This window comes from Koromonas humicola (genome assembly GCF_059726255.1).
In genome coordinates, this window is sequence record NZ_AP040873.1 from 3813182 (window position 1) to 3833627 (window position 20446).

The 20446-nt window shown below is 52.9% G+C and carries 19 protein-coding genes; 10 read left to right on the forward strand and 9 right to left on the reverse strand.

Features of this window, described 5'->3' with window-relative positions; translation table 11 throughout:
- Positions 1–88 precede the first annotated feature (88 nt).
- From AC6IZD_RS16650 to arsM, 3 genes are all read left to right on the forward strand, one after another.
- On the forward strand, positions 89–727 hold the full coding sequence (locus AC6IZD_RS16650) for a TetR/AcrR family transcriptional regulator (RefSeq protein WP_497784598.1): 639 nt from the start codon (positions 89–91) through the stop codon (positions 725–727).
- A 443-nt stretch (positions 728–1170) separates the two neighbouring features.
- Positions 1171–1563, forward strand: a complete 393-nt coding sequence (locus tag AC6IZD_RS16655; RefSeq protein WP_497784600.1) for an ArsR family transcriptional regulator — start codon at positions 1171–1173, stop codon at positions 1561–1563.
- Between the two features lie 12 nt (positions 1564–1575).
- On the forward strand, positions 1576–2394 hold the full coding sequence (gene arsM, locus AC6IZD_RS16660) for an arsenite methyltransferase (protein WP_497784602.1): 819 nt from the start codon (positions 1576–1578) through the stop codon (positions 2392–2394).
- 190 nt (positions 2395–2584) lie between these two features.
- On the opposite strand, the gene arsB is transcribed toward arsM, so the two are convergent.
- The 7 genes from arsB to AC6IZD_RS16695 form a co-directional block, all read right to left on the reverse strand.
- The gene (gene arsB, locus AC6IZD_RS16665; protein WP_497784603.1) at positions 2585–3676 is read right to left on the reverse strand and encodes an ACR3 family arsenite efflux transporter; all 1092 of its coding nucleotides are present in this window, start codon (positions 3674–3676) and stop codon (positions 2585–2587) included.
- Between the two features lie 231 nt (positions 3677–3907).
- Positions 3908–5026 carry an XdhC family aldehyde oxidoreductase maturation factor gene (locus AC6IZD_RS16670; RefSeq protein WP_497784605.1) on the reverse strand — a complete coding sequence of 373 codons (1119 nt, stop codon included), beginning with the start codon at positions 5024–5026 and terminating at the stop codon, positions 3908–3910.
- An 85-nt stretch (positions 5027–5111) separates the two neighbouring features.
- Positions 5112–6887 carry an arsenical pump-driving ATPase gene (gene arsA / locus AC6IZD_RS16675; protein ID WP_497784606.1) on the reverse strand — a complete coding sequence of 592 codons (1776 nt, stop codon included), beginning with the start codon at positions 6885–6887 and terminating at the stop codon, positions 5112–5114.
- A 15-nt stretch (positions 6888–6902) separates the two neighbouring features.
- Positions 6903–7265 (reverse strand): arsenite efflux transporter metallochaperone ArsD, encoded by a 363-nt coding sequence (gene arsD / locus AC6IZD_RS16680; protein WP_497784608.1) that lies wholly within the window; start codon positions 7263–7265, stop codon positions 6903–6905.
- A gap of 1 nt (position 7266) precedes the next feature.
- The gene (locus AC6IZD_RS16685) at positions 7267–7752 is read right to left on the reverse strand and encodes an arsenate reductase ArsC (RefSeq protein ID WP_497784609.1); all 486 of its coding nucleotides are present in this window, start codon (positions 7750–7752) and stop codon (positions 7267–7269) included.
- Complete coding sequence (locus tag AC6IZD_RS16690) at positions 7749–8120, reverse strand: ArsR/SmtB family transcription factor (protein WP_497784611.1); 372 nt, start codon at positions 8118–8120, stop codon at positions 7749–7751. Before AC6IZD_RS16690 ends, AC6IZD_RS16685 begins: the two co-directional genes overlap by 4 nt.
- Positions 8121–8834: 714 nt before the next feature.
- Positions 8835–10118 carry a prolipoprotein diacylglyceryl transferase gene (locus AC6IZD_RS16695; protein ID WP_497784612.1) on the reverse strand — a complete coding sequence of 428 codons (1284 nt, stop codon included), beginning with the start codon at positions 10116–10118 and terminating at the stop codon, positions 8835–8837.
- A 182-nt stretch (positions 10119–10300) separates the two neighbouring features.
- On the opposite strand from AC6IZD_RS16695, the gene AC6IZD_RS16700 reads away from it, so the two are divergent.
- The 5 genes from AC6IZD_RS16700 to AC6IZD_RS16720 all read left to right on the forward strand — a co-directional run bounded on the left by AC6IZD_RS16700 (position 10301) and on the right by AC6IZD_RS16720 (position 15770).
- Positions 10301–11398: a tyrosine-type recombinase/integrase gene (locus AC6IZD_RS16700; protein ID WP_497787595.1), complete on the forward strand. Its 1098-nt coding sequence runs from the start codon at positions 10301–10303 to the stop codon at positions 11396–11398.
- Positions 11399–11634: 236 nt separating this feature from the next.
- Positions 11635–12792 carry an iron-containing alcohol dehydrogenase gene (locus tag AC6IZD_RS16705; RefSeq protein WP_497784613.1) on the forward strand — a complete coding sequence of 386 codons (1158 nt, stop codon included), beginning with the start codon at positions 11635–11637 and terminating at the stop codon, positions 12790–12792.
- Positions 12793–13100: 308 nt separating this feature from the next.
- Positions 13101–13871 carry a hypothetical protein gene (locus AC6IZD_RS16710; protein WP_497784614.1) on the forward strand — a complete coding sequence of 257 codons (771 nt, stop codon included), beginning with the start codon at positions 13101–13103 and terminating at the stop codon, positions 13869–13871.
- 14 nt (positions 13872–13885) lie between these two features.
- Entirely contained in the window at positions 13886–14383 is a 498-nt protein-coding gene (locus tag AC6IZD_RS16715; protein ID WP_497784615.1) for a hypothetical protein, read from the forward strand.
- Positions 14384–14525: 142 nt separating this feature from the next.
- Entirely contained in the window at positions 14526–15770 is a 1245-nt protein-coding gene (locus AC6IZD_RS16720) for a type II toxin-antitoxin system HipA family toxin (protein WP_497784616.1), read from the forward strand.
- A gap of 398 nt (positions 15771–16168) precedes the next feature.
- Here the strand turns inward: AC6IZD_RS16720 and AC6IZD_RS16725 are convergent, their stop codons facing one another.
- Together AC6IZD_RS16725 and AC6IZD_RS16730 are read right to left on the reverse strand one after the other, a co-directional pair.
- Positions 16169–16909, reverse strand: coding sequence for a hypothetical protein (locus tag AC6IZD_RS16725; protein WP_497784617.1), 741 nt, complete (start codon positions 16907–16909; stop codon positions 16169–16171).
- A gap of 567 nt (positions 16910–17476) precedes the next feature.
- On the reverse strand, positions 17477–18187 hold the full coding sequence (locus tag AC6IZD_RS16730) for an XRE family transcriptional regulator (protein WP_497784618.1): 711 nt from the start codon (positions 18185–18187) through the stop codon (positions 17477–17479).
- 979 nt (positions 18188–19166) lie between these two features.
- Here AC6IZD_RS16730 and AC6IZD_RS16735 point away from each other — a divergent pair.
- Positions 19167–19658 (forward strand): Csu type fimbrial protein, encoded by a 492-nt coding sequence (locus AC6IZD_RS16735; RefSeq protein ID WP_497784619.1) that lies wholly within the window; start codon positions 19167–19169, stop codon positions 19656–19658.
- Positions 19659–19700: 42 nt separating this feature from the next.
- Complete coding sequence (locus AC6IZD_RS16740; protein ID WP_497784621.1) at positions 19701–20438, forward strand: fimbrial biogenesis chaperone; 738 nt, start codon at positions 19701–19703, stop codon at positions 20436–20438.
- The last annotated feature ends 8 nt before the right edge of the window (positions 20439–20446 follow it).

The following is a 20446-nucleotide window of genomic DNA, read 5'->3' on the forward strand; positions in this document are numbered from 1 at the left end:
GAACCTCTCTTGGCGGCCTGTCATGTTGACAGTTTTCGTCTATATGTCAGTGTTGACATTTTGACATGATTTGTCAAGATAAAGAGAGATGAAAAGCGAGAAGAAATCCAAGGTTCTGGATGCGGCGGAAGTCGTTTTTATGCGTTACGGTTTTCGGCGAGTCACAATGCACGACATCGCCAGTGAAGCTCAGATGTCACGACCGGCGCTGTATCTAATGTTCTGCAACAAAGAAGAGATCTTTAAAGCGGCGATTCTGCGTCGTGCGAGAAGGCATTTGTTGGAGATCAGGGAGAGTGTGAATGACCGCCCTACCACAGCAGAGAAACTAAAGTTCGCCTTCGAAGTGTGGTCAGTTCGCGGATTCGAGTTGATGTCGACGATGCCCGATGCTAAGGAGCTTTTAAGTTGTACTCTCGGATTTGCGGGAGACATGATTCAGCAGTTGAACGCCGATTTCGAGCAACAGATAGCATCGATACTGGAACCAGTTGTGGCCTCTGCTGAACGTCAAACGCTCACCGCAACACAGATTGCTCACCTGCTGAACACTTCCGTACACGGGTTCAAGGAGACCGCATCGAACGTTTCGGAATTGCGAGTGATGATCCACGGCATGATTGGTCTTATTGTTGGCGGACTTGCGGTTGCGCAAATGAACGCAAACCCGCCAGCCGAAACCGCAGAGCCTGGCGATCGTCACCGTTTAGCGCGACACAAAAGATGAAGGTATGTAAGTGACCGTTCACGCGTCTGAACTACGACGATGCCACTTCGCGTTCTCTGCGTAGGCGTTTCCCAAATTCCGCAATCTCCAGTTTGCCCGTCATCCAGCCGTAATTCTTAATGATGCGGAGCATCTATTTCACCGGTCGCTGCGGAGAGAGCCGGTAGTGCATTCCGAGTGACTACATACGAGCGCCACAACAACTGGCAGGAGTTGGCATGCTCTCCGATCTCGTGGCTGATGCGAGCCGAATTCCACAACAGAATCCCGTCTCACCACTTGCGTTCCACAATTCGCGAAGTATGTTTCCGATTGCGTAGGCAAAGCCGGTTACCTGCTGGAATAATGCTCTCTTCATTTAATCCCTCGCATTCGCAGAAGCGAATATGTGAGCAGTTTATGATTGGCATAATATATTTGATACGCAAACCTCCTGATCGCCCATGAGATTCAACAGGCGCAAGCGCCGACAGCCCCTGAAACAGCTTCTCCATAACTGCAATTGTGTTCTTCTCAGCCATGCGAGAAATCCTAGCACAACATATATTCTGAATGCGTCACAGCCGCTTGTGTCGCGCCACCTGGCATATCTGCGAAAGAGGGGGCTCGTTGAGGCTAGGCGCGATGGGAAGTGGATGCATTATCGCATCGCAATCCCTAAAGAACCGTTTGCTCGCGAACTGTTGAAATGTACGTTGCAGTGGCTTGCCAATGACAAAGGTATGCAGCGCGATCGGGAACGCTTGTCGAGAGCTTGCTGTGCACCCCAGAAGTTTGTGAACTTGCAGGGAGCCCCAAGCCCAACTCCAGTTGTCAACGTAGGACAGCACTCATAAGGAGGAGTTCAGATGAAGGACGAAAAGATTACTGCTGCCGTTCAAGAGCACTATGCTGCCGTCGCACGTGGCGAAGCTTCGGCATGTGGCGCGCCGGTTGAAGATGTTGCACGCTCAATCGGGTATAGCGATGAGGAACTCGCGCTTGCGGGCGACGCTAACCTCGGGTTGGGATGTGGCAACCCGCTCGCGCTTACGCAGATTAAGCCCGGCATGACTGTACTCGATCTGGGTTCTGGCGCCGGATTCGACGCATTCCTGGCATGGAATCGGGTAGGCTCTACCGGCCGCGTCATTGGAGTCGATATGACGGATGACATGTTGAATCGTGCACGCGAGAATGCGGCAAAGAGGGGCGCAGGGAATGTCGAATTCCGCAAAGGGTTTATCGAGGATCTGCCAGTTGAGAGCAATTCGGTGGATTACGTTATCAGCAATTGTGTGATCAATCTTTCGTCGGACAAGCCAGCTGTGTTTCGGGAGATCGCTCGTGTCCTGAAGCCCGGCGGACACTTTGCTGTGAGCGACATTGTGTTGTTGAAGGCCTTACCCCAGGAACTTATGCGTGACGTGAGCGCCTATGTCGGATGTATCTCCGGGGCAAGCCTGCTGACCGATTACTTGAGCGCGGTGCTTTTAGCTGGACTGAAGAATCTGAGCATTCCTGCAATTTCGCATGGCGAGGACCTGATCAAGATGCTTGCGCCAGAAGCAAGCTGTGGGACCAGCACCTCCTGTTGTGGATCCGTGTCCTCCCTGAAATCTCCCAATTCAGTGATTCAGGAAGCTGCCGCAGCTGTGGCCTCGATCAAGTTGCACGGCAAGAAATGAACCTAGACGTGCTTCGTTGATCTCCGAGAAGAACGGCGGTAGTCAGGTCAGGTGACCAGCTACCGCCAATACCCCACGAACCAGAGTCCCGCCCAGACCTCTAATTGCATGCATCGGGCTTCAAAGTGTGGTCGGCGCGCATTCTCAACCACGATTACTGCGACGCTTTGCTCCGTTTCGTGAGCGAATCTCAGTCTGCTAGAGCTCCAGAATGCGCTGGTTCAGCCATATTGGGAGCTTCTTCGAAATAGCGGCGCTGGAAGTAGAATGCAACATTCACCAGCGCGATCATCACTGGAACCTCGACGAGCGGGCCGATCACAGCAGCGAATGCCGCCCCAGAGTTGATGCCGAAGACAGAGACAGCCACTGCGATCGCGAGTTCAAAATTGTTTGACGCAGCGGTGAATGAGAGAGTGGTCGTCTTGGCGTAATCCGCACCAAGTCTTTTTCCCATCAGGAACGACACTACGAACATCACAACGAAATAGATCAGCAGCGGCACGGCGATTCGCAGCACGTCCAGAGGAAGGCGAACAATGTATTCGCCTTTTAACGAAAACATGATGACGATCGTGAACAACAGGGCGATCAGGGTAAGCGGGCTGACCTTGCGCACGAAGGTCCGCTCATACCACTCGCGACTCTTGAACCGAAGCAGCACAGTACGTGTCGCGAGCCCCGCCAGGAACGGAATTCCGAGATAGATAAAGACGCTCTTCGCGATCTGCGCGATGGAGATATTCACAAATGTACTGTGTAGTCCAAGCTTGGCTGGTACGACCGTGATGAAGATCCAAGCGTAGAGAGAATAGAAACAGACCTGGAAGAGCGAGTTGAAAGCTACAAGTCCGGCCGCATACTGCGTGTCGCCTTTAGCAAGTTCATTCCACACGATGACCATCGCGATACAGCGTGCGAGGCCGATCATGATGAGACCAGTCATGTACTCGGGGCGATCACGCAAAAAGAAAATCGCGAGGGCGAACATCAGAATTGGCCCGATGACCCAGTTCTGAACCAGCGAAAGTGTCAGCACACTCTTATCGCGGAATACCTCACTCAGTTCCTCGTACTTCACTTTTGTGAAAGGCGGGTACATCATCACGATGAGCCCCACTGCGATTGGAACTGACGTCGTGCCGATGCTGAGCCGATTCAGCAAAGGTACAATTCCAGGCACGAGCCACCCGGAAACGACTCCGATTACCATCGCTGCAAAGATCCAAGCTGTCAGATAACGATCGATAAACCCTAAACTGCGTGATGCCGAGTTTCCCAATTCTCATCTCCTGTAGAAATGCATATAGATTGACTTCCATTTGACGAAGAGGTGCACAGCGGCAGCCATCTGATTGGCAATTCGCGTGCCATCCAGATCACGTCATCACGGCTATTTGCAGTGAATTAACGGACCTGCAAGCTGGCGGCGTGCACCACAACTGCACACGCAAGGTATACGTGTGCACAACTGGAACACATGAGTGCGTATTTTGAGGACACACCGCGCGGCTCAAACCTTGGCGGAGGGAGTGATAATTTGGCAGCAAGAGGCTGTTGTACTGCGAGCCCTTTTCTCACCCTTCTCGTGCTCTGCCCTTACCTTGATCAGTTCGCCAACGATACTGACGCCAAGCTCCTCTGGTGTTTCAGCCCCAATATCTGTGCCGATTGGGGCGTGAACCCGAGCGAGTTGTTCTCGTGTACATCCGTTGCTGACTAGTTCGTCGAAGACTTTGTCTCGCTTGCTCCTGCTGCCAATCATGCCTATGTAGGCGACATTGCGTTGCAGTACTTGCTTCAGAACAACCTTATCGAACAGATGCCCCCTCGTCACAATCACGAGATAGCTGCTTTCATCCATTGGCAGTTCTGGCATTGCTGCAAACGAGTCGATCACCAAAACTTCGGTGGGCTCGGGGAATCTGTTGCGATTGGCGTACTCCTCGCGATCATCAAGCACGATGGTCTTGAATCCCACACTATTACTCAATGGCGCAATCCTTTGCGATACATGCCCTGCGCCAAAGATGTACACCGTCCCTGCTGGACGCAAAGGCTCTACCAGGAAGCGCTGATTGTCGATCACTTCTGCGTGAATCGATATCTTGGCGGGACCGGCAATGAGTTTCTCAAGCATGTAGGGATCGCAATCCAAATGGCCAACAAGAGTCTTGTCGGGTTTAACCAGGCAGCGCTGCGCTTTCAGTACCTTCCCATCTGGTGCCTGATCGAGAATCGTCACGAACCATGCCTTCTCGCTACGCTCAAACACCTCCGCAGCGGCCCGGAACACAGCACTATTGTTCTCGTCAGAAGCGTCAATAGCATCGATGAGGACCTCGCCCGTACCGCCGCAGATCATGTCGCTTCCCGACGCGTCATTGCTGGTCAGATCGAACGCATGCATGAGCGAATGCTTGCGAGATAGAGCGTCCTCGGCCAAACGGATGTTTTCCGCCTCCAGCCGACCTCCACCGATGCTGCCTGAGATACCATTTGCGCTAACGATCATCTTCGCGCCATCGGTGCGGGGCGCCGATCCTACGTTGTCGAAGATAGTCACAACAGCAAAGCTCTCACCCCTTTGCAGCAACTGCACCATTTCACTGAACAGCTTCTGTGAGTTCATCGTTTCTCCCGAAGCTATTGCTTCATCTGCTCAAAAGAAGTGTGCAAACGAAGTTCCAAATCATTTCCCGACCTTCGTTCGTATTTCAGCCACGCGTCGGGAGCGCTTTGCCGCCGCTCGCGGCGAGCGCAAGCAGCCGATCCACTCCAACCGGTTCATCCCTGAGTAAAGGCACCACCGCCGATCGTTTCGAATGCAATCGTGCAACAAGGTCGATTTCGCGCAATTCATTAAGCGCTCGCTGTTTCAGTAAAGTCGAATTGGTCTGAGCAGCGGCAACGCTCTGGTTGATAACCCAAGCCCAGGGCTCAATTCCTGCGCGCCGAAGATCCGCTTGCAGGTTCGCCGCTTCCAGTACCGGTGTAGGCTCAGCAAGGGTGACTAACAACACCTTGGTCCGTGTCGCATCCTGTAATTGCATCATGGGCGTGACCTGATTCTGATTACCCATTAATCGCATGACCTCACGGTGATACGCGCCCGTAGCATCGAGCAGCAACAATGTATGACCTGTGGGGGCGGTATCCAGCACTACGAACTTCTTGTCCGCCTCGCGTATTACGCGGGAGAACGCCTGGAAGACAGCTATCTCCTCCGTGCACGGAGAGCGCAGGTCCTCTTCCAGCAGGGCACGGCCTTCTGCATCAAGGTGTGCGCCTTTCATGGCGAGAACGTGTTGGCGGTAGTTCTCTGTTTCGACCTGTGGATCAATGCGACTCACCGTTAGGTTGTCGATGCTTCCTTCAAGCGTCTCAGAGATATGGGCGGCCGGATCTGAAGTAGAGAGATGAACGGGGAATCCGCGATGCGCCAACTCAACCGCAACTGCCGCAGCCAAAGTGGTCTTGCCCACTCCACCTTTTCCCATCAGCATCACCAATCCGTGCTTGCCGGCTGCGATTTCGTCGATCAATGAAGAGATGTCAGGGAGGTTATCGGCCTTTTGCTGATTGGCAAGGCCTGCCGACGGAGTGCGCGTGTCACTGAGTAATTGCCGAAGCGCTTCAACTCCTACCAGGTTGAAAGACTTCAGCGGAATCCGCTCGGATGGTAAGGACTTCAAGACCTCGGGGATCGACGCCAGCGCGGCCTTCTCACGTTCACAAATTGCAAACGCGAGTTCATCACTCTTTGCCTCTTCTGAAGGCATCACTCCATTGATGACCAGAACCTGCTCAGATATGCCGATCGCAGCGAGTTCCTCACATGTGCGGGCCACCTCGCGCAAAGTCCCTTTCTGTGCGCGGGCCACCAGAATCAAGCGCGTGCGCGTTCCGTCACCAAGCGCAGAAAGTGCTGCTTTGTATTGCTCATGCTGTTTGTCGAGTCCAGCCAGAGGACCAAGGCAAGAGGCATCGCCTTTGCCCGAATCCAGAAATCCGCTCCATGCACCAGGCAGTTGCAGCAATCGAATCGTATGCCCGGTCGGAGCGGTATCGAAGATGATGTGTTCGTAGCTAGAAGTAAGAGAATTGTCAGTCAGCAGCGCAGTGAACTCATCAAACGCGGCAATCTCAGTGGTACATGCACCTGAAAGTTGCTCTTCGATGCCTCTGACAACTGAGTTTGGCAGCACTCCGCGCACCGGGCCCACAATACGATCACGGTATGCCTGTGCCGCCGCCTGGGGATCTATCTCCAACGCAGACAGGTTACGAATCGCGGGAATCTCCAGGATCGAATTGCCGATGGAAATTCCAAACACTTGGCCGACGTTTGATGCCGGATCGGTGCTCACCAGCAATACGCGTTTTCCTGATTCGGCCAGTTGTATCGCAGACGCACACGCAATCGAAGTTTTGCCCACCCCTCCCTTGCCTGTGAAGAACAGGAAGCGAGGCGGGTTATCGAGGAATTTCATCCCAGCCTCCAGCGCTTAGCAGCAGCGCCCACCTGAACAGCAGGAATTGATTGTCTTAAGCGCGGGCGCAGACTGTGCGATTCCTACCCAACGTGCCAACTCAGTGCGATCTGGATACCGACCCGCGAGAGCGATCTGGCCATCGACCAGTACCAGGGGCAGAGCATCTGCTCCTGAGCGGTCGAGAAAGGTCTTTACAGTCGGGTTCTCAGCAAAAGCCATTGGTTGCTGTGCAAGATTGAAGCGCTCGATCTTCGCACCGTTCTGTTTCGCCCATTCCACATCGGCGGCAAACGTGACCAGGTTCTTATCGACATCAACGCCGCAGACGCCCGTACTGCAACACAAAGCCGGATCGAATACTTGAATACTTTTCATTTCAGTTCTCCTTAGAAATTGTCGCGATGCGATCCAGTTCCGCCTTTAAGCGGACAGGATCTTTCTCTAATTCCTTCAATGGCAGTGCGAAGAGTGCCTCGATGCTCGCGCGCAGAGCGCGGTATGCTGACATGAAAGCCGCATCGACTTCGGCATCGCTACCCGATGCGTGCGCAGGATCATCAACTCCCCAATGAGCGCGCAAAACCGGACCGAGATACGCGGGACATGTTTCTCCCGCAGCATTGGAACAGACTGTGATTACGACATCGGGAGTCAACGGCAGATTGTCCCATGACTTGCTGTGACATCCTTTCGTCGAGATGCCTTCTCGGCTCAAGAGCCCTATTGTCCGTGGATGTACGGAGCCGGTTGGTTTGCTTCCAGCGCTCATGGCCTTCCAGCCAGACGGAGCAAGGTGATTGAAAATCGCTTCGGCGAGAATGGACCGGCACGAGTTCCCGGTGCAGAGGAAGAGAATGTTCATTTCGCTTTCTCCACGGAAGTGAGCGGCGGAAGAACAGCGTCGCAGCACTTTGAGGCAGTTCGCAGATCAGCACACTTCTCTGGATGACCAGCACAACACTCTTCAGTCAGATATGCGATCAGATCGAGCATCAACGGAATGTTTGCTCTATAGCGTTGGAACCTGCCTTCTTGCTCGACTGTCACCAAGCCAGTGTGAGTAAGCTCCTTCAAGTGGAAGGAGAGATTGGTGGGAGGCACTTTCAGAGTCGAAGCAATTTCCCCTGCCACCATGCCATCTGGTCCCTGCTTGACCAGCAAACGATAAGCGTCCAGCCTAACCCCGGACGACAGCGATTCGAATACTGAGAGGGCAACTCTCTTTTGCATAATGCAATACTACAACAAGTATTGAAACGACATCAGCGCTTCCTGATAACAATTTAGCCGTGCAGCAGATCTTGGCGCTCGTCGAGTCCTCGAGAGTAGTCGATTAGAAATTTTCGGTCGCGATTACAGGATTGTGTCCGAATGGTCGCCAATCCGGAAGCAGTCGTGTTTTCGGCGTCATCGGGTTGGCCCTGATTAGTGGGCACGGTGGTGGAAGGTATCGATGGAGGTAACCGCCCTTCGCATGAAGCGTCCAAGAATAGCTTGTGAATCATCGTACGTGGCTGCGGTGGAATAAAGCAACGACGCCGCCCCCAAAATACGGCGGCCTATATACAAAACTCGAAGCAGTTTTCCAGGAAACAAGCCAATGTGGGTGCGAATATGCCCTTCGATCCGTCTCACTCAGTGCTCTTCGACGGTGACAATGCAATTCGGCATTGGAAAGGCAAACTGCTACTGACCTGATATATAGGATTGTTAGACCGGCATCTGCAAAGCTAGACATCATCGCTATTCCTTGCAGGGAAACAGTTGCGTCTGACGATGTATTTGGGGCCCGAGCCTGCCAGACAAATGCGGCAGATCACCCCGCGTCATTACTTCGAAACTGAAGAACGCTCGGAGTCGGCCAAAGCACTACTTCTGTCAAGCTGGATGAACTGCCTAATGGGGGCGGCTCTCTCCCAACCGCCGACATTAGGATGCTGTCAATTAATCGTCACTATTCTCGTCCTCGGGATTGGCGGGATCGGATTCACGGCCCGAGTCGACGTCGTCTGGTTTGCTCTCGTCCTCCTCTTGCTGTTCGATCGCCTTCCGATCGATAATCTTGTCGCACTTGCTGCGTTTCCGGGGCTCACTCGGGCGGAGCGCGCTTTCACTTCTTCCGCAAATGTGCGCCAAACGAGTTTTCGGAGCAAATTCAAGCAGGTCATTGCCCGTCGGTTGTAGCCAGTTGTAAAGCGCTTGTATCCGAGCGCGCAAATCCTCCCGGGTTGGGGTGTATCGCATCACATGAAAAAGCGCTAACTGGTGGGGTGCGCAGGCCTTTGCCGCCGCGGCACTGCGATGGATTACGACAGGAATTTCAGTCTTCGAATCCAGGATCTGTCTCGCTCGCTCAACCAAACCCCAATCAAACACGCTTATGATGTTTTCTCCTTTCCTGTAGGCCTGAATGAGAAATAGCCAGAGCAGCGCTACTAACCCATTCGGCTTCAGAAGGTCGTCATGTGTAGACGGCCTGAAACAATTCTGAATGCTTAAGATTTGAGGATCCGTATTCTCCTTCACCTGTATTCGGGAGAGCGACACCCATTCAAGGACAAATGGCCTCGACATCACAACATCACGCCGTGGGCTTTTGGACGGACGACGCCCGGACTCGTGCGAGGCTGCTTGCGCAACGGCTGGCTCACGATCTTGTTCAACGATGTCGTTTTGCTGATCGTTTTGATCAGAATTGGCAGCCATTTGCCCGAGATTAGCGTCTGATGCCTGTACATTCTCGATAGCTGAGCTGCTGTCGCATGCGCCTTCTATCACAGATAAGCTGGCTGGCTCGGAGTCGCATGAGGCTTCGGTTGCAATGGTGGCTTGATCGCCATCCGACTTGACGGCATCCCGGAGATCACTTTGCCGATCATCTCCAGAGGCTGCACTTGCAGCCACCTGCCCTCCAGTAGCTTCGGATACCGGTTCCACAATCTTGGCGGCGAAGCTGTTAGCGGATTCGCCGTCCTCATTGTCGCCATTCGGACGGACGATGCCCTTTGAAGGATCTTCCTGGTCGGCTTCACAGACTGGGTTCTGAACACCCTGCTCAACAATAGCTTCGGATTCCTGTTGGGGGCTTCCTACAGCTAAGCTGTCGTGTTCGCCTTCAGAAGTTCTCGTCTTGGATTCAGGTTGCGCATTCTCGCTTCTTGGGTTGGAGCCACAACTCGAGGCGGGTTCTTCGCCCCCGATGTTCTGGCTATGGTCATCTTCGGTCATTAGTTCCTCCGCGTACACGAATTTAGTAAAAAAGCAACCGACACACTGGGCGGCTACTTGGCCCCAGAATTACATTCTTGGGAATTATTTGTCCAGTTCTATTTCTTTCGGCTGCATCGCTCGTCTATAAAAGAGAAATGACTTTGCGTACGGTCAATGATCTCGTCGCTTCGTATGCCCGGATGCTAAGCACAACCACGCTAAATAAAGAGACGATCAGAACCTATGCCGCGGACGTACGCAGATTTCTGGAATGGTGGGGCAATAACGGCGGCACCCCAATGGCCATAGCACGGGATCCAGAGATTCCGAGAAGGTATCGCGACTGCTTGAGAGAGGCACACAAAGTCACAACGGTGAACCGAAAGCTCACCGCCATACGTTCCTATATCGCCTGGTCATCCGGATCCCCTCAGTCGGCTCCGGGTACACGCTTGGAAACTTTCAAGCTTTCAATTGAAGATAGGGCGGAACCCGAGGTTCTCACGGTGGATCAGCAGCGTCATCTGCTGCAGGTTCTGCGCTTACGCCAAAACCTACAAGAATCAGCAATTGTCCTGCTTGCGCTGAGGTGCGGCCTGCACCTGTGGGAGCTTTGTTCGCTTACTTGGGACCATGTCAAGCTGAGCAGTCCACCCGCAATTCTCGTTCTTGCAGGAGATCGGCGAAGGATCGACATAGACGAAGAGTTACAGCACCTACTATTGCGCATCAAAGGATCAAACAACCCGGATCGGAGGACAAAGGTGTTACTCGGCCCCCAAAAAGCGGGGCTGAACCGACGCACGGTGCACAACGTACTGCTTCGATTGTCCATCGCCTGTAATTTTCGGTTTACCTATACGACTCTCCGACGGACGTTTTATCGCAATCTGGCAAGCGTGGCGTCCGCGTCAACATTCGCCGAAATCGCGGGATTAAAGAGCGGTCAGTCGGTTCTTCAGTATCTGTGGCATCAGCCCTCTTTCAATCACCGTAACGAGCCAATAAGGAGAGCGCTGATAGAGATCTCCGGAAATCGGTGCGAGAGATGTGGAATGGAAGCGCAGTATGATCAATTCTTCGATCTGTATTTCTTGAAGATACTCCCAGTTTCACCAATCCCAGCTGTTGATCCTCGCAATCTTCAGAATGTCGTGTTGCTGTGTCCAAACTGCAGTCGTTCGGCTGATTTCTCACCTGATAGCGACATCATCAGGATGCAACTTCTCGAAATCGTTCGTCGGAGAAGCCAAACGAAAGTTGAGAATGACTGTGTTTCAATGAGGCTCAGGGAGTGAACTATTGTAAAGCGCGTTCATTTGATGGACGGGGTTGATCTGCGATAGTGAGAGTTCCGGCGGTTCGACGCCGATAGGCGAACAATCCCCAGCGTCCCTATAGTGCACTTGAAAGTGTCGGTTTTGCCGATTCAGGAACTCAGTAGAAACGATATGCTCGACGCCTTAAGAATTCGCAACTCATTTCTATATTTGTTTCTCTATTGGTAACCTCAGATTCCGAGGTGAGTTCGCATATGGAGTTCGAGTTTACTACCGCACAGCAGATTCTTTTCGGACGCGGCAAGATTGCACAACTGCCACCCATCGCTGCCCGGCATGATCTTCGCCGCGTGATGGTGCTTACAGGGAGATCTCCAGCACGCGTGCAACCTGTCATCGATTTACTGACTGGGGCTGGAATCGAAGTCGATCTCTTCTCTGTTCCCAGCGAGCCAAGTGTTCCGCTGCTTCAACAGGCGGTGGAGCAAGCCATAAAGACCGCCTGCAAAGGGGTAGTCGCGATTGGTGGCGGCTCGGTGATCGATACGGGAAAGGCTATCGCAGCGCTGCTGCGTAACACCGAGGATGTATTTGACTATCTTGAAGTCATCGGCAAGGGCCGTGCGCTCGCGATCCCGAGTGCGCCGTGCATTGCAATCCCCACAACTGCAGGAACCGGAGCGGAAGTCACGCGAAACGCAGTGCTCTTCTCTCCCGAACATGCGGTAAAGGTTAGCCTGCGCTCGGCGACCATGCTACCAGTTGCGGCGATTGTTGATCCTGATCTCACGCGCGCTATTCCGGCAAACACGACAGCGTGGTCAGGCATGGATGCACTAACCCAACTAATCGAGCCCTATGTCTCAGCCCGCGCAAACGTTTTTACAGATGCACTCTGCCTGCAGGCGATTCCGATTGCAGCGCGGGCACTGCCTCGGGCCTTTCGAAATGGAGCTGACATGGACGCCCGCACCGACATGGCGCTAGCCAGTCTGTTTGGAGGTTTAGCTCTAGCGAATTCCGGCCTCGGAGTAGTGCATGGATTTGCGGGGCCATTAGGAGGAATGTTCAATGCCCCACATGGAGCTATCTGCGCTGCAATCCTGCCACATGGAATGGCGGCGAACATTGCTCACCTGCGACGGGCGAACGACTCCGGCGACACGCTTGAACGCTACCGCAATGTGGCTCGGATGCTAACAGATCGTGCGAACGCCGAACCTGAAGATGGAGTGCAATTTGTCCGGCAGTTGAGTCGCGAATTGGATATCCCGCCCCTCTCGAAGTTCGGTATGACCGAGGCAGATACTACACAGGTAGTGGAGAAGTCATCGCGCGCGAGCAGCATGAAAGCAAATCCAGTGGTTCTCTCTTCAGAAGAGCTCTCGAATATCTACTTGCATTCGCTCTAGCCCGGTCTTTTTTTGACCTGCCGATTAGTGCACCGAAGCCCGCGAAACCCGGAATGAAGAGGCAAGAGCGAAGTGTCGTAGTGACCCTCGCGGAACGTGCCGTACATAGTACGTCGAGATTGATGTAATCACGCGAAAGCCCGTGATTACTCATTTCATACTCCCGCAGCCCTGACCTGCAGTGGGATAATGGCGGGCCATGCAGGATTAGTCGATTGAACTAGATTGAATTCGTTTGCTGTGAATGTAACAGGTCTTCGCAGTCTGATGTGCAGTGGCATGAATTCCGTTCATAAAAAGGGGAGAGCATGAACATTGCCGGATTCGTTACCCGTACTGTGCAGCCTTGGCGTCCGTTGGCAGTTTGTGCCGTTAGCACGCTTTTGTTTCTTCAAAGCCCTGCGGTTTATTCGCAATCGAGCCTCGAGAGCGATGTGGACAATGCCCGCATCGTTGAAATGACTCGCAAGGGACTGGGGAATGACGTGATTATTGCCAGAATAAAGGCGAGCGCGACGAGATTTAGCCTTTCGGATGATGATCTCGCCAACCTCAAGAAGGCTGGTGTTTCAGACGTCGTTGTGGCGGCAATGATCCAGTCGACACAGTTGACTAGCCCGAAGGTCACCATCGACGGAAACCCCGTTGAAGTACGTACGATCGGCGAGCAGAAAGTGGGCGGGCGCCTTGGGCACTTTGCCACTGTAGGTATCAAGTCCGTCAAGAGCAAAGCCTATATTCAAGGACAGCACGCTTCGCTAATCGCTTCCCCAAAAGCAGTCATCGAGATTCAGCTTCCGCCCAATGACAACATTGATAATTACATTGTGGTCGAAATGGACAATAAAGGTGACCGTAGGGAAATCGAGATGGGATCAGCCCACGGAACCGTAGGAGGGAAGGTTGGCATCCGTGCCGATCGAATTGTGCACACTTCTTCGACGCCGCTTGGCGGAAGACGTTACAGAATATCTTCAGTGAAGGGATATAAGCGCGGCGAGTACATTTTGTATTCGGTTGGCTCCGCTGACTTTCCACATGGCATTTACGGACAGGGATACGATTTCACGGTCCAGTAACTAACGCCATGAAAATGAGACTACTTCGTTCAACCGCTGCATTAGCTCTGTCCGCCCTTCTCTCCGTCTTTGCTTGGTCGCAAGCAAAGGAAAACGAAAAGGCAAGCATCGTTCTGTTGACCGACGGCACTCCAATCCACCTAGTGCTCATGGATGACCTGCAAGGAAAAGAACTGCGGGTTAATCAAACTGTTCACTTCAAAGTGCGTGAGGATCTGCTCATTGGATCCCAGCTCGTGGTAAAGACAGGTGCCAATGCAGTTGGGCACATCGAGTCAATCTCTAAGGGCGGTCTTTTGGGAAAATCAGGTCGGCTCGTGTTGCTGTTCGACTACGTAGAGACTACGGCAGGTGTAAAACTCCGATTGAGGGGAGGAATGGGAGTCAGCGGAGGAAAGGGCGGCGCACTGACAGCGGTTTCCGCGCTCTGGTACGGCCCGAATGCAAACCTGCCAGTAGGAACAGTAATCAATGCATACGTCAGCCAAGACCAGCGGATCAAGCTACCATGAGTTCCATTCTAAAGGATTCTGTCGTCCGACCATCTACTCGAAGCTGGTCCGGATTCTTTGCGACTGTTGGCTCGAGTTCTCGTCCAGGCCATTGCACCCGAAGCTCCCACTCTTGACGGCCTCCTGAAGGAGCATTACCGCGATGATGAGAGTGTGGTCAGATAACAGTTCGGCCGGAGTTCTCGATGGCAATGGGCAGCGTGGAAGCACGTTCGTTTACGAATCTGCTGCAGCTGGCGCACGTGCTGTTTCGGTGACGATGCCTGTTCGGCTTGCCTCTTGGGACACGCCGCTTGGAGTTGCTCCGGTCTTTGAAATGAACCTGCCTGAAGGCGCCCTCCGCGAAAGATTACGTTCAGCATTCGCAAAAGCGAACGGACGCTTTGACGATCTTGACTTGCTTGCGATTGTTGGTCGCTCTCAACTTGGGCGCATTCGCGTTACCGGCGCAGACGATCAACTCGAGGAAAGCGTGCCGTTCCAGTCCGTCGATGAAATCCTTTCAAGCCGAAGAGGCTGCGACTTCTGTCGATACCTAATTGAGAAGTTCGCGACATCGTCCGGCATCAGCGGTGTGCAGCCGAAGTTTCTGGTTCGCGATGAAGGGATGTTTGCGGCGGGACAAGGCACAAAGCGTGCACTTTCTCCTCCTTTTCGCGGTGCGACTCACATCGTAAAGTTCTGGGATGCGACAGAATTTCCACAACTCGCGGCCAACGAGTACTTCTGTTTGAAGGCAGCTGAGCGATGCGGCTTGGATGTGCCGCAGCATCGGCTCGCGGACGACGGAAGCGCACTGGTGATGGATCGCTTTGATCTGCGTCCGGACGGGACCTATCGCGGGTTCGAAGACTTCTGCGTACTTAACGCGCGACGCACGGACGAGAAGTATCGCGGCAGCTATGAGACGAACGTAATGAAGCGCTTCCAGCAGTTCGCGAACTCCCCGACAGTGCTGGAAGAGAGCCTGAAATTGTTCACGTTGATCGCTCTGAATTGCGCAATCCGCAACGGCGACGCCCACTTAAAGAACTTCGGCATGGTGTACGACAACGTTCAAGGAGAGGCACACCTTGCTCCCGTGTACGACCTGGTCACAACAACTGCTTACATTCGGGAAGATCGAATGGCTCTGACGCTCAACGGCACAAATCAATGGCCGACAGCCAAAGATCTGATTCGGGTTGGAGAGGGAAGATCATTAGGGACTCGGCGTATGTTGATCGAGATTCTGGAGCGAATTGGCAATGCTGTTTCCGATACTGTGGCAGATATTAAGGCATACAGCAAGGAGCACGCGGAGTTTGCTCCCGTCGCCGAGCAGATGACCGGCCAGTGGGAAGAGGGACTGGACCTGACTACCGGTCGAACAGAATCGGCTGTGTGAATTGCAGTTCTGTTCTCGATTCTCTCTGAATTCAACGCCTGTGATTGAGATCGAGCAAGGTGCCACACTTGAACATTGGTGGCGTCATATGCTGTCTGAGAAACTCCCTGGCGAGAAGTGCCACAAAGGTGATTTCGGGATCCCCGCTCAACTAGTTCAAAGAGTGAAGCCCACTCACTGCAGCCTGTAATTTGATGTCAAACTCGGGATCTGTCCCGACAATCTTCTCGGCTCGTAATGAGTTTTCTGCCCCTATGAGTGCGGCCTCCCAAGAGTTGTCACATTCTCGATCTGTGAACTCTTGGACGACTGAATTCAGAAATTGCATATCCGCATCGATATCGTATGCAAGTACAGGTCGCCAATCCTGCCGGATGTACACGGTGCAGTCAGTGCCTCTACCTCCCTGATCCACTAATACCGCTATGGGAACGCCAGAGGTCGCTGTTATGTCGCGAAAATATGTAACTATGATAGCTTCGCGATTCGGCACAGGTGATGTCATTCCAGACCTTGTTTCTGCCCAGCAATTCTTTCCGCACTATCAGTTGCTCGGCCAGTATCTTGAGATCGGATGCAGTAGCGTCCCATTCCCAAGGGACATCGCTCAACGCAGTACGGATATCACAATCCGGAATTCTTCCAATTGCATCAATCCAGTACGCCAGCATCTGATTCACAGCTGATATATCGGCCGTTGGCGTTAGTAACTTAAGCTCCGGCAACGTTGCCAATTGCCGAATAGGGTCCAAAGGGTATGTCCCCAAATTATAACTGACCCCACCAAAGCAAAAGCCGTTGTCTATCAACAGGACCTTGTATTTCTTCTCCTGCGAGCGTCGCCAGAATACAAACTGCCTGCGATCCTTGTTGCCTGTCCACGCGTCAAAAACAGCCGCGCCAACAATGGCGATCTGATTCGACAATATCGCGCTCTTAGGAAGGTAATCGTACACCCTGCCATGCAGAAGACTTATGGGGAATTTCGACGCAAGGTGATGCTGAAGTTCAGTTTCGGTGCTATCCGGAAAGGATCGTAGCTCGTCGAGAATATGTTCGTCCAATACTGCTTCTTGCAATTCCGGAACGGGCAGTCCAGCTAAGATAGCAAGCCGTCGGGCAAGCACCTCACTTGCCAACACTCGATTTCCCTGGGGATTCCCTCGAAGCTTAACGACACAAAGCTCGTTCTCATCTGAATACATGAGGTGGGGACTGGAACCACCTCGAAGTGGACGAACATACTTCACCAAGCGAAGTTGCATTGACATCCAATCTTGCTATTTCTGGGTCATCAACACAGTAATACTGTGGTGGGCATCCGTACAGTTACGTCCGTAATGAGGATTGTGTGGTCTGGATCACAAACCTGGCGAGCTTCATATCTCAGTAAATCAGCGATTGCTCGCTGAGATGACCGCCGAGATCGCGGCAGCTCACTTACAGAATTGGAGCAATAGACCCAAAGTCGACGGTGTGGGGCCGCTTAAAGAGAACCTTGAAATCAATGGCTTTCAGCTTCAGTGGCGCTGCTTTTATCTGCATGAAGCGCTCGTACGGGGGAAGAACCATTCACTGCTGAAGCAAATTTACCTAGCAATAACGCTGCGAAAATCGATGTGATCGCATATGCCGGTAAAAACAACAACCACTTGACCATATTAACTTCTCTCTTAGCACTACTTGCTTTTCCTAATGCTAGCACGTCACACCGGTGTGCTTACGTGAACCACTCGACCCACAACATACCTCGAAGCTTGCAACTGCCTCTTAAGCTGGATGAATTCCGATGGAAAATCGGGGCGATCTGCTCGTAGGCAAATTGTGTTCGCACACATCTCGGCCCACCGCACCGCCAATCGGCTATCCTTTTGGACAAGATAAAGTCTAGCCCCCTGGTTGCTACATAAGTCATAGTTATACCGATCTACGAGCAGTACCGATCGCTTACCGATCCGGGGGAACATCGGCTGTGAATTTGCCACGTCAGAGTTGACGGCAATAAGTCGTGTCCAGTCCGAGCGAGGTTGGTTCTTTTTGCAAGGGCAGAGAGGCACCGTGTCGAACACTACCTCGGAACAGATATCATTGAATTGAATTGTCGGACTCATCGCTGCTCTCGCATGAATCACAGGCACTCTTATGAGTTCAGGTAGCGTCTTCCGTTTTGTCCCTATAAAATGCGACAGATCAAGATGAAGCACATTGAGCATCGCATCCAAGTTGTCGATGCTAAGCCTACGTTTGCCGTGCAGAAAGTTTGAGATGTGGGCCTGCTGTACGCCAATCAAGCGCGCCAGTCCTGCTTGTGTGATTTCTCGTGAGGCGACTGCTTCGAGAACATGCAGTCGAATGATTTCATGCAAGTCTGAAATGAGCATAGATGTTGCCCGCGTGCACTGACCAAGATCAGACATAGAAGCTCTGAATCCTAGATTGTAGCTGACTCACTCAGAGAAGCACGTTCCACCCGGCGTTCACGTGTTTCGACTCGAGCTGTCGAGCAGATCAGAAGTGATTCTGCGAGCGCCGAAATCAGGCCATTATTTCTCGGTGGTTATTCCCGATAAGAGTGTTCCCTAGCAAATTGAGCAGAATTTTGTAGACGCAAGTTGTTGGACATCGCATCTCAATTCCCGGGGCTCTCGATGTTTCTGTTTAAGTTTTCCGTTAGACCGACCGTATATTCCACTGCTCCCTGCCGGCGCTCTGTTCCTGTTCAGAGTTCGAGGCAGGAGGCGAAGCACGTTGGCGGCCGTCACTGTGGAGGGTATCCGTGAACGCTCGGGTAGCGATGCTCATGTTCGTTCTTGCGATGTGTTCATCGCCAGTTCCCGCACAGTCACATAAAATGGTTACCTCATTCTCGGTGAGCGTAACCGTCTCTTCCAGCTGCGAAGTAGTACCGTATCAACCTGCTAAGAAAGACAGCCCCGTCAAAACAAGATTCAGCAACCGTCCCAATGTCGTGGTCACTTGTACTATGCCCACGGATTATGTAATCACCTTGGGACCTGACGTGACCCGCAGCAAAAGACAAGTGACTCCAGAATTTGCGGCGTCGGCACTTGCACAATCGGTGGCCCTGGAGCACTCGAGTCATCTTCGAGCCGAAGACCTACAGCCGACAGCTAATACCCTCTCCCCAAAGACAGTGTTCCTGACGGTAGCCTACTAGCTCTTGAGCCTACCGAATCCGTGAGCAAACCTCTGAACTGATCACATCTCACCATCACACAAGAGCCTCAGAATCGTCGCATCCGAGGCACACCTTTGTGTCGTTAACTGATACGAAACTGTTACCGCAGCATTACTGATGGACTCTTGTTCCACCCTTCCTGCTCAAAATAACATTTCGGCACCAGCAACATTAGAAATCAATTAGGAGCGAATCCCTTGAAGTTCCCCAGGATGTTATCTGCGCTGGTTGCCAGCGCAGTGCTCGGACTCTTGTCGGCCCCGGCGTATGCCTCCAGCGTTACAACCACATTCGGCGTGAGTGCCACAGTGCTGCCTGCATGTACCGTCACCGCTAACGATCTGCCATTTGGCAATTACTCAGCCGTATCTCTTGATGCCAATACCACGCTTTCGGTCACCTGCACCAACACGACCTCCTACAATGTCGGACTGAATGCTGGAACTTACAGCGGCGCAACAACGACTAGTCGCAAGATGAGCGGCCCCTCGTCGTCTTCTTTGAACTATGCACTGTTTAGGGACTCTGCGAAGGCTCAGAATTGGGGCATTGCTGTGGGCACAGACACGTTTGCAAGCACGGGTGACGGAACTCCGCACACCATCAGCGTGTACGGCAACATTCCGGCAGGCCAGTACGTGACTCCTGGCAGTTACTCAGACACCATCACGGTCACGGTTAGCTATTAACTCCTTGCACTATCTACACCACATATTTGGTATCTGATGTTCTTGAATCGATCATTTCGATATAAGGCGGCGGTCTGTGCAGTCACCGCCTTTCTTTTCGTGTTAACTGCTTCGTCCGCTTCGGCGCAGTCACTGGCGGTTCTGCCTGTAAATGTATTCCTGTCGCCGGGACAGACCGCAACGAGTCTTACAGTTTCCAATTCAGGAAAGAGCGACACCGCGATTCAAATCCGTGCTTATAAATGGGTGCAACAAGGCAATGATGACAAACTCGCAGAGACTGACGAGATCCTGCTGAGTCCGCCTCTGGCCAAGATTGCGCCAGGAGCGACTCAGGTAGTGCGCCTGATCCTGCGTCATCCTCCACAGCTTGAGGAAGCTACCTATCGAATTTTGATCGACCAGATTCCCCCTCCAGGCGAGCCAGGTGTAGTGCATTTTGTCTTGCGGCTCTCCATTCCGGTCTTTGCGATGCCTCCCGTGAAGTGTACGGCTGGCGTGCAGTTCCATCTTGAGCGCAGCAACAACGAACTGGATCTAGTAGCATCCAACAGCGGCTGCCTGCACGAAGCAGTGCGCGACATAGAGCTCACGACGAAGGATGGCCGCAAGTTCAAGACGGAATCAGGTGGCTTGCCCTACGTGCTCCACGGTGATACCCGGCGTTGGCGTATTGCCACAGAATCGCCGATCTCCGCCTTCGACGATACTCTACATCTGTCAGCGCGCATGAACGGTGGTGCGGTTGACCAGCAGGTTTCCATCGTTGAGGGGCACTGAGCTCACAC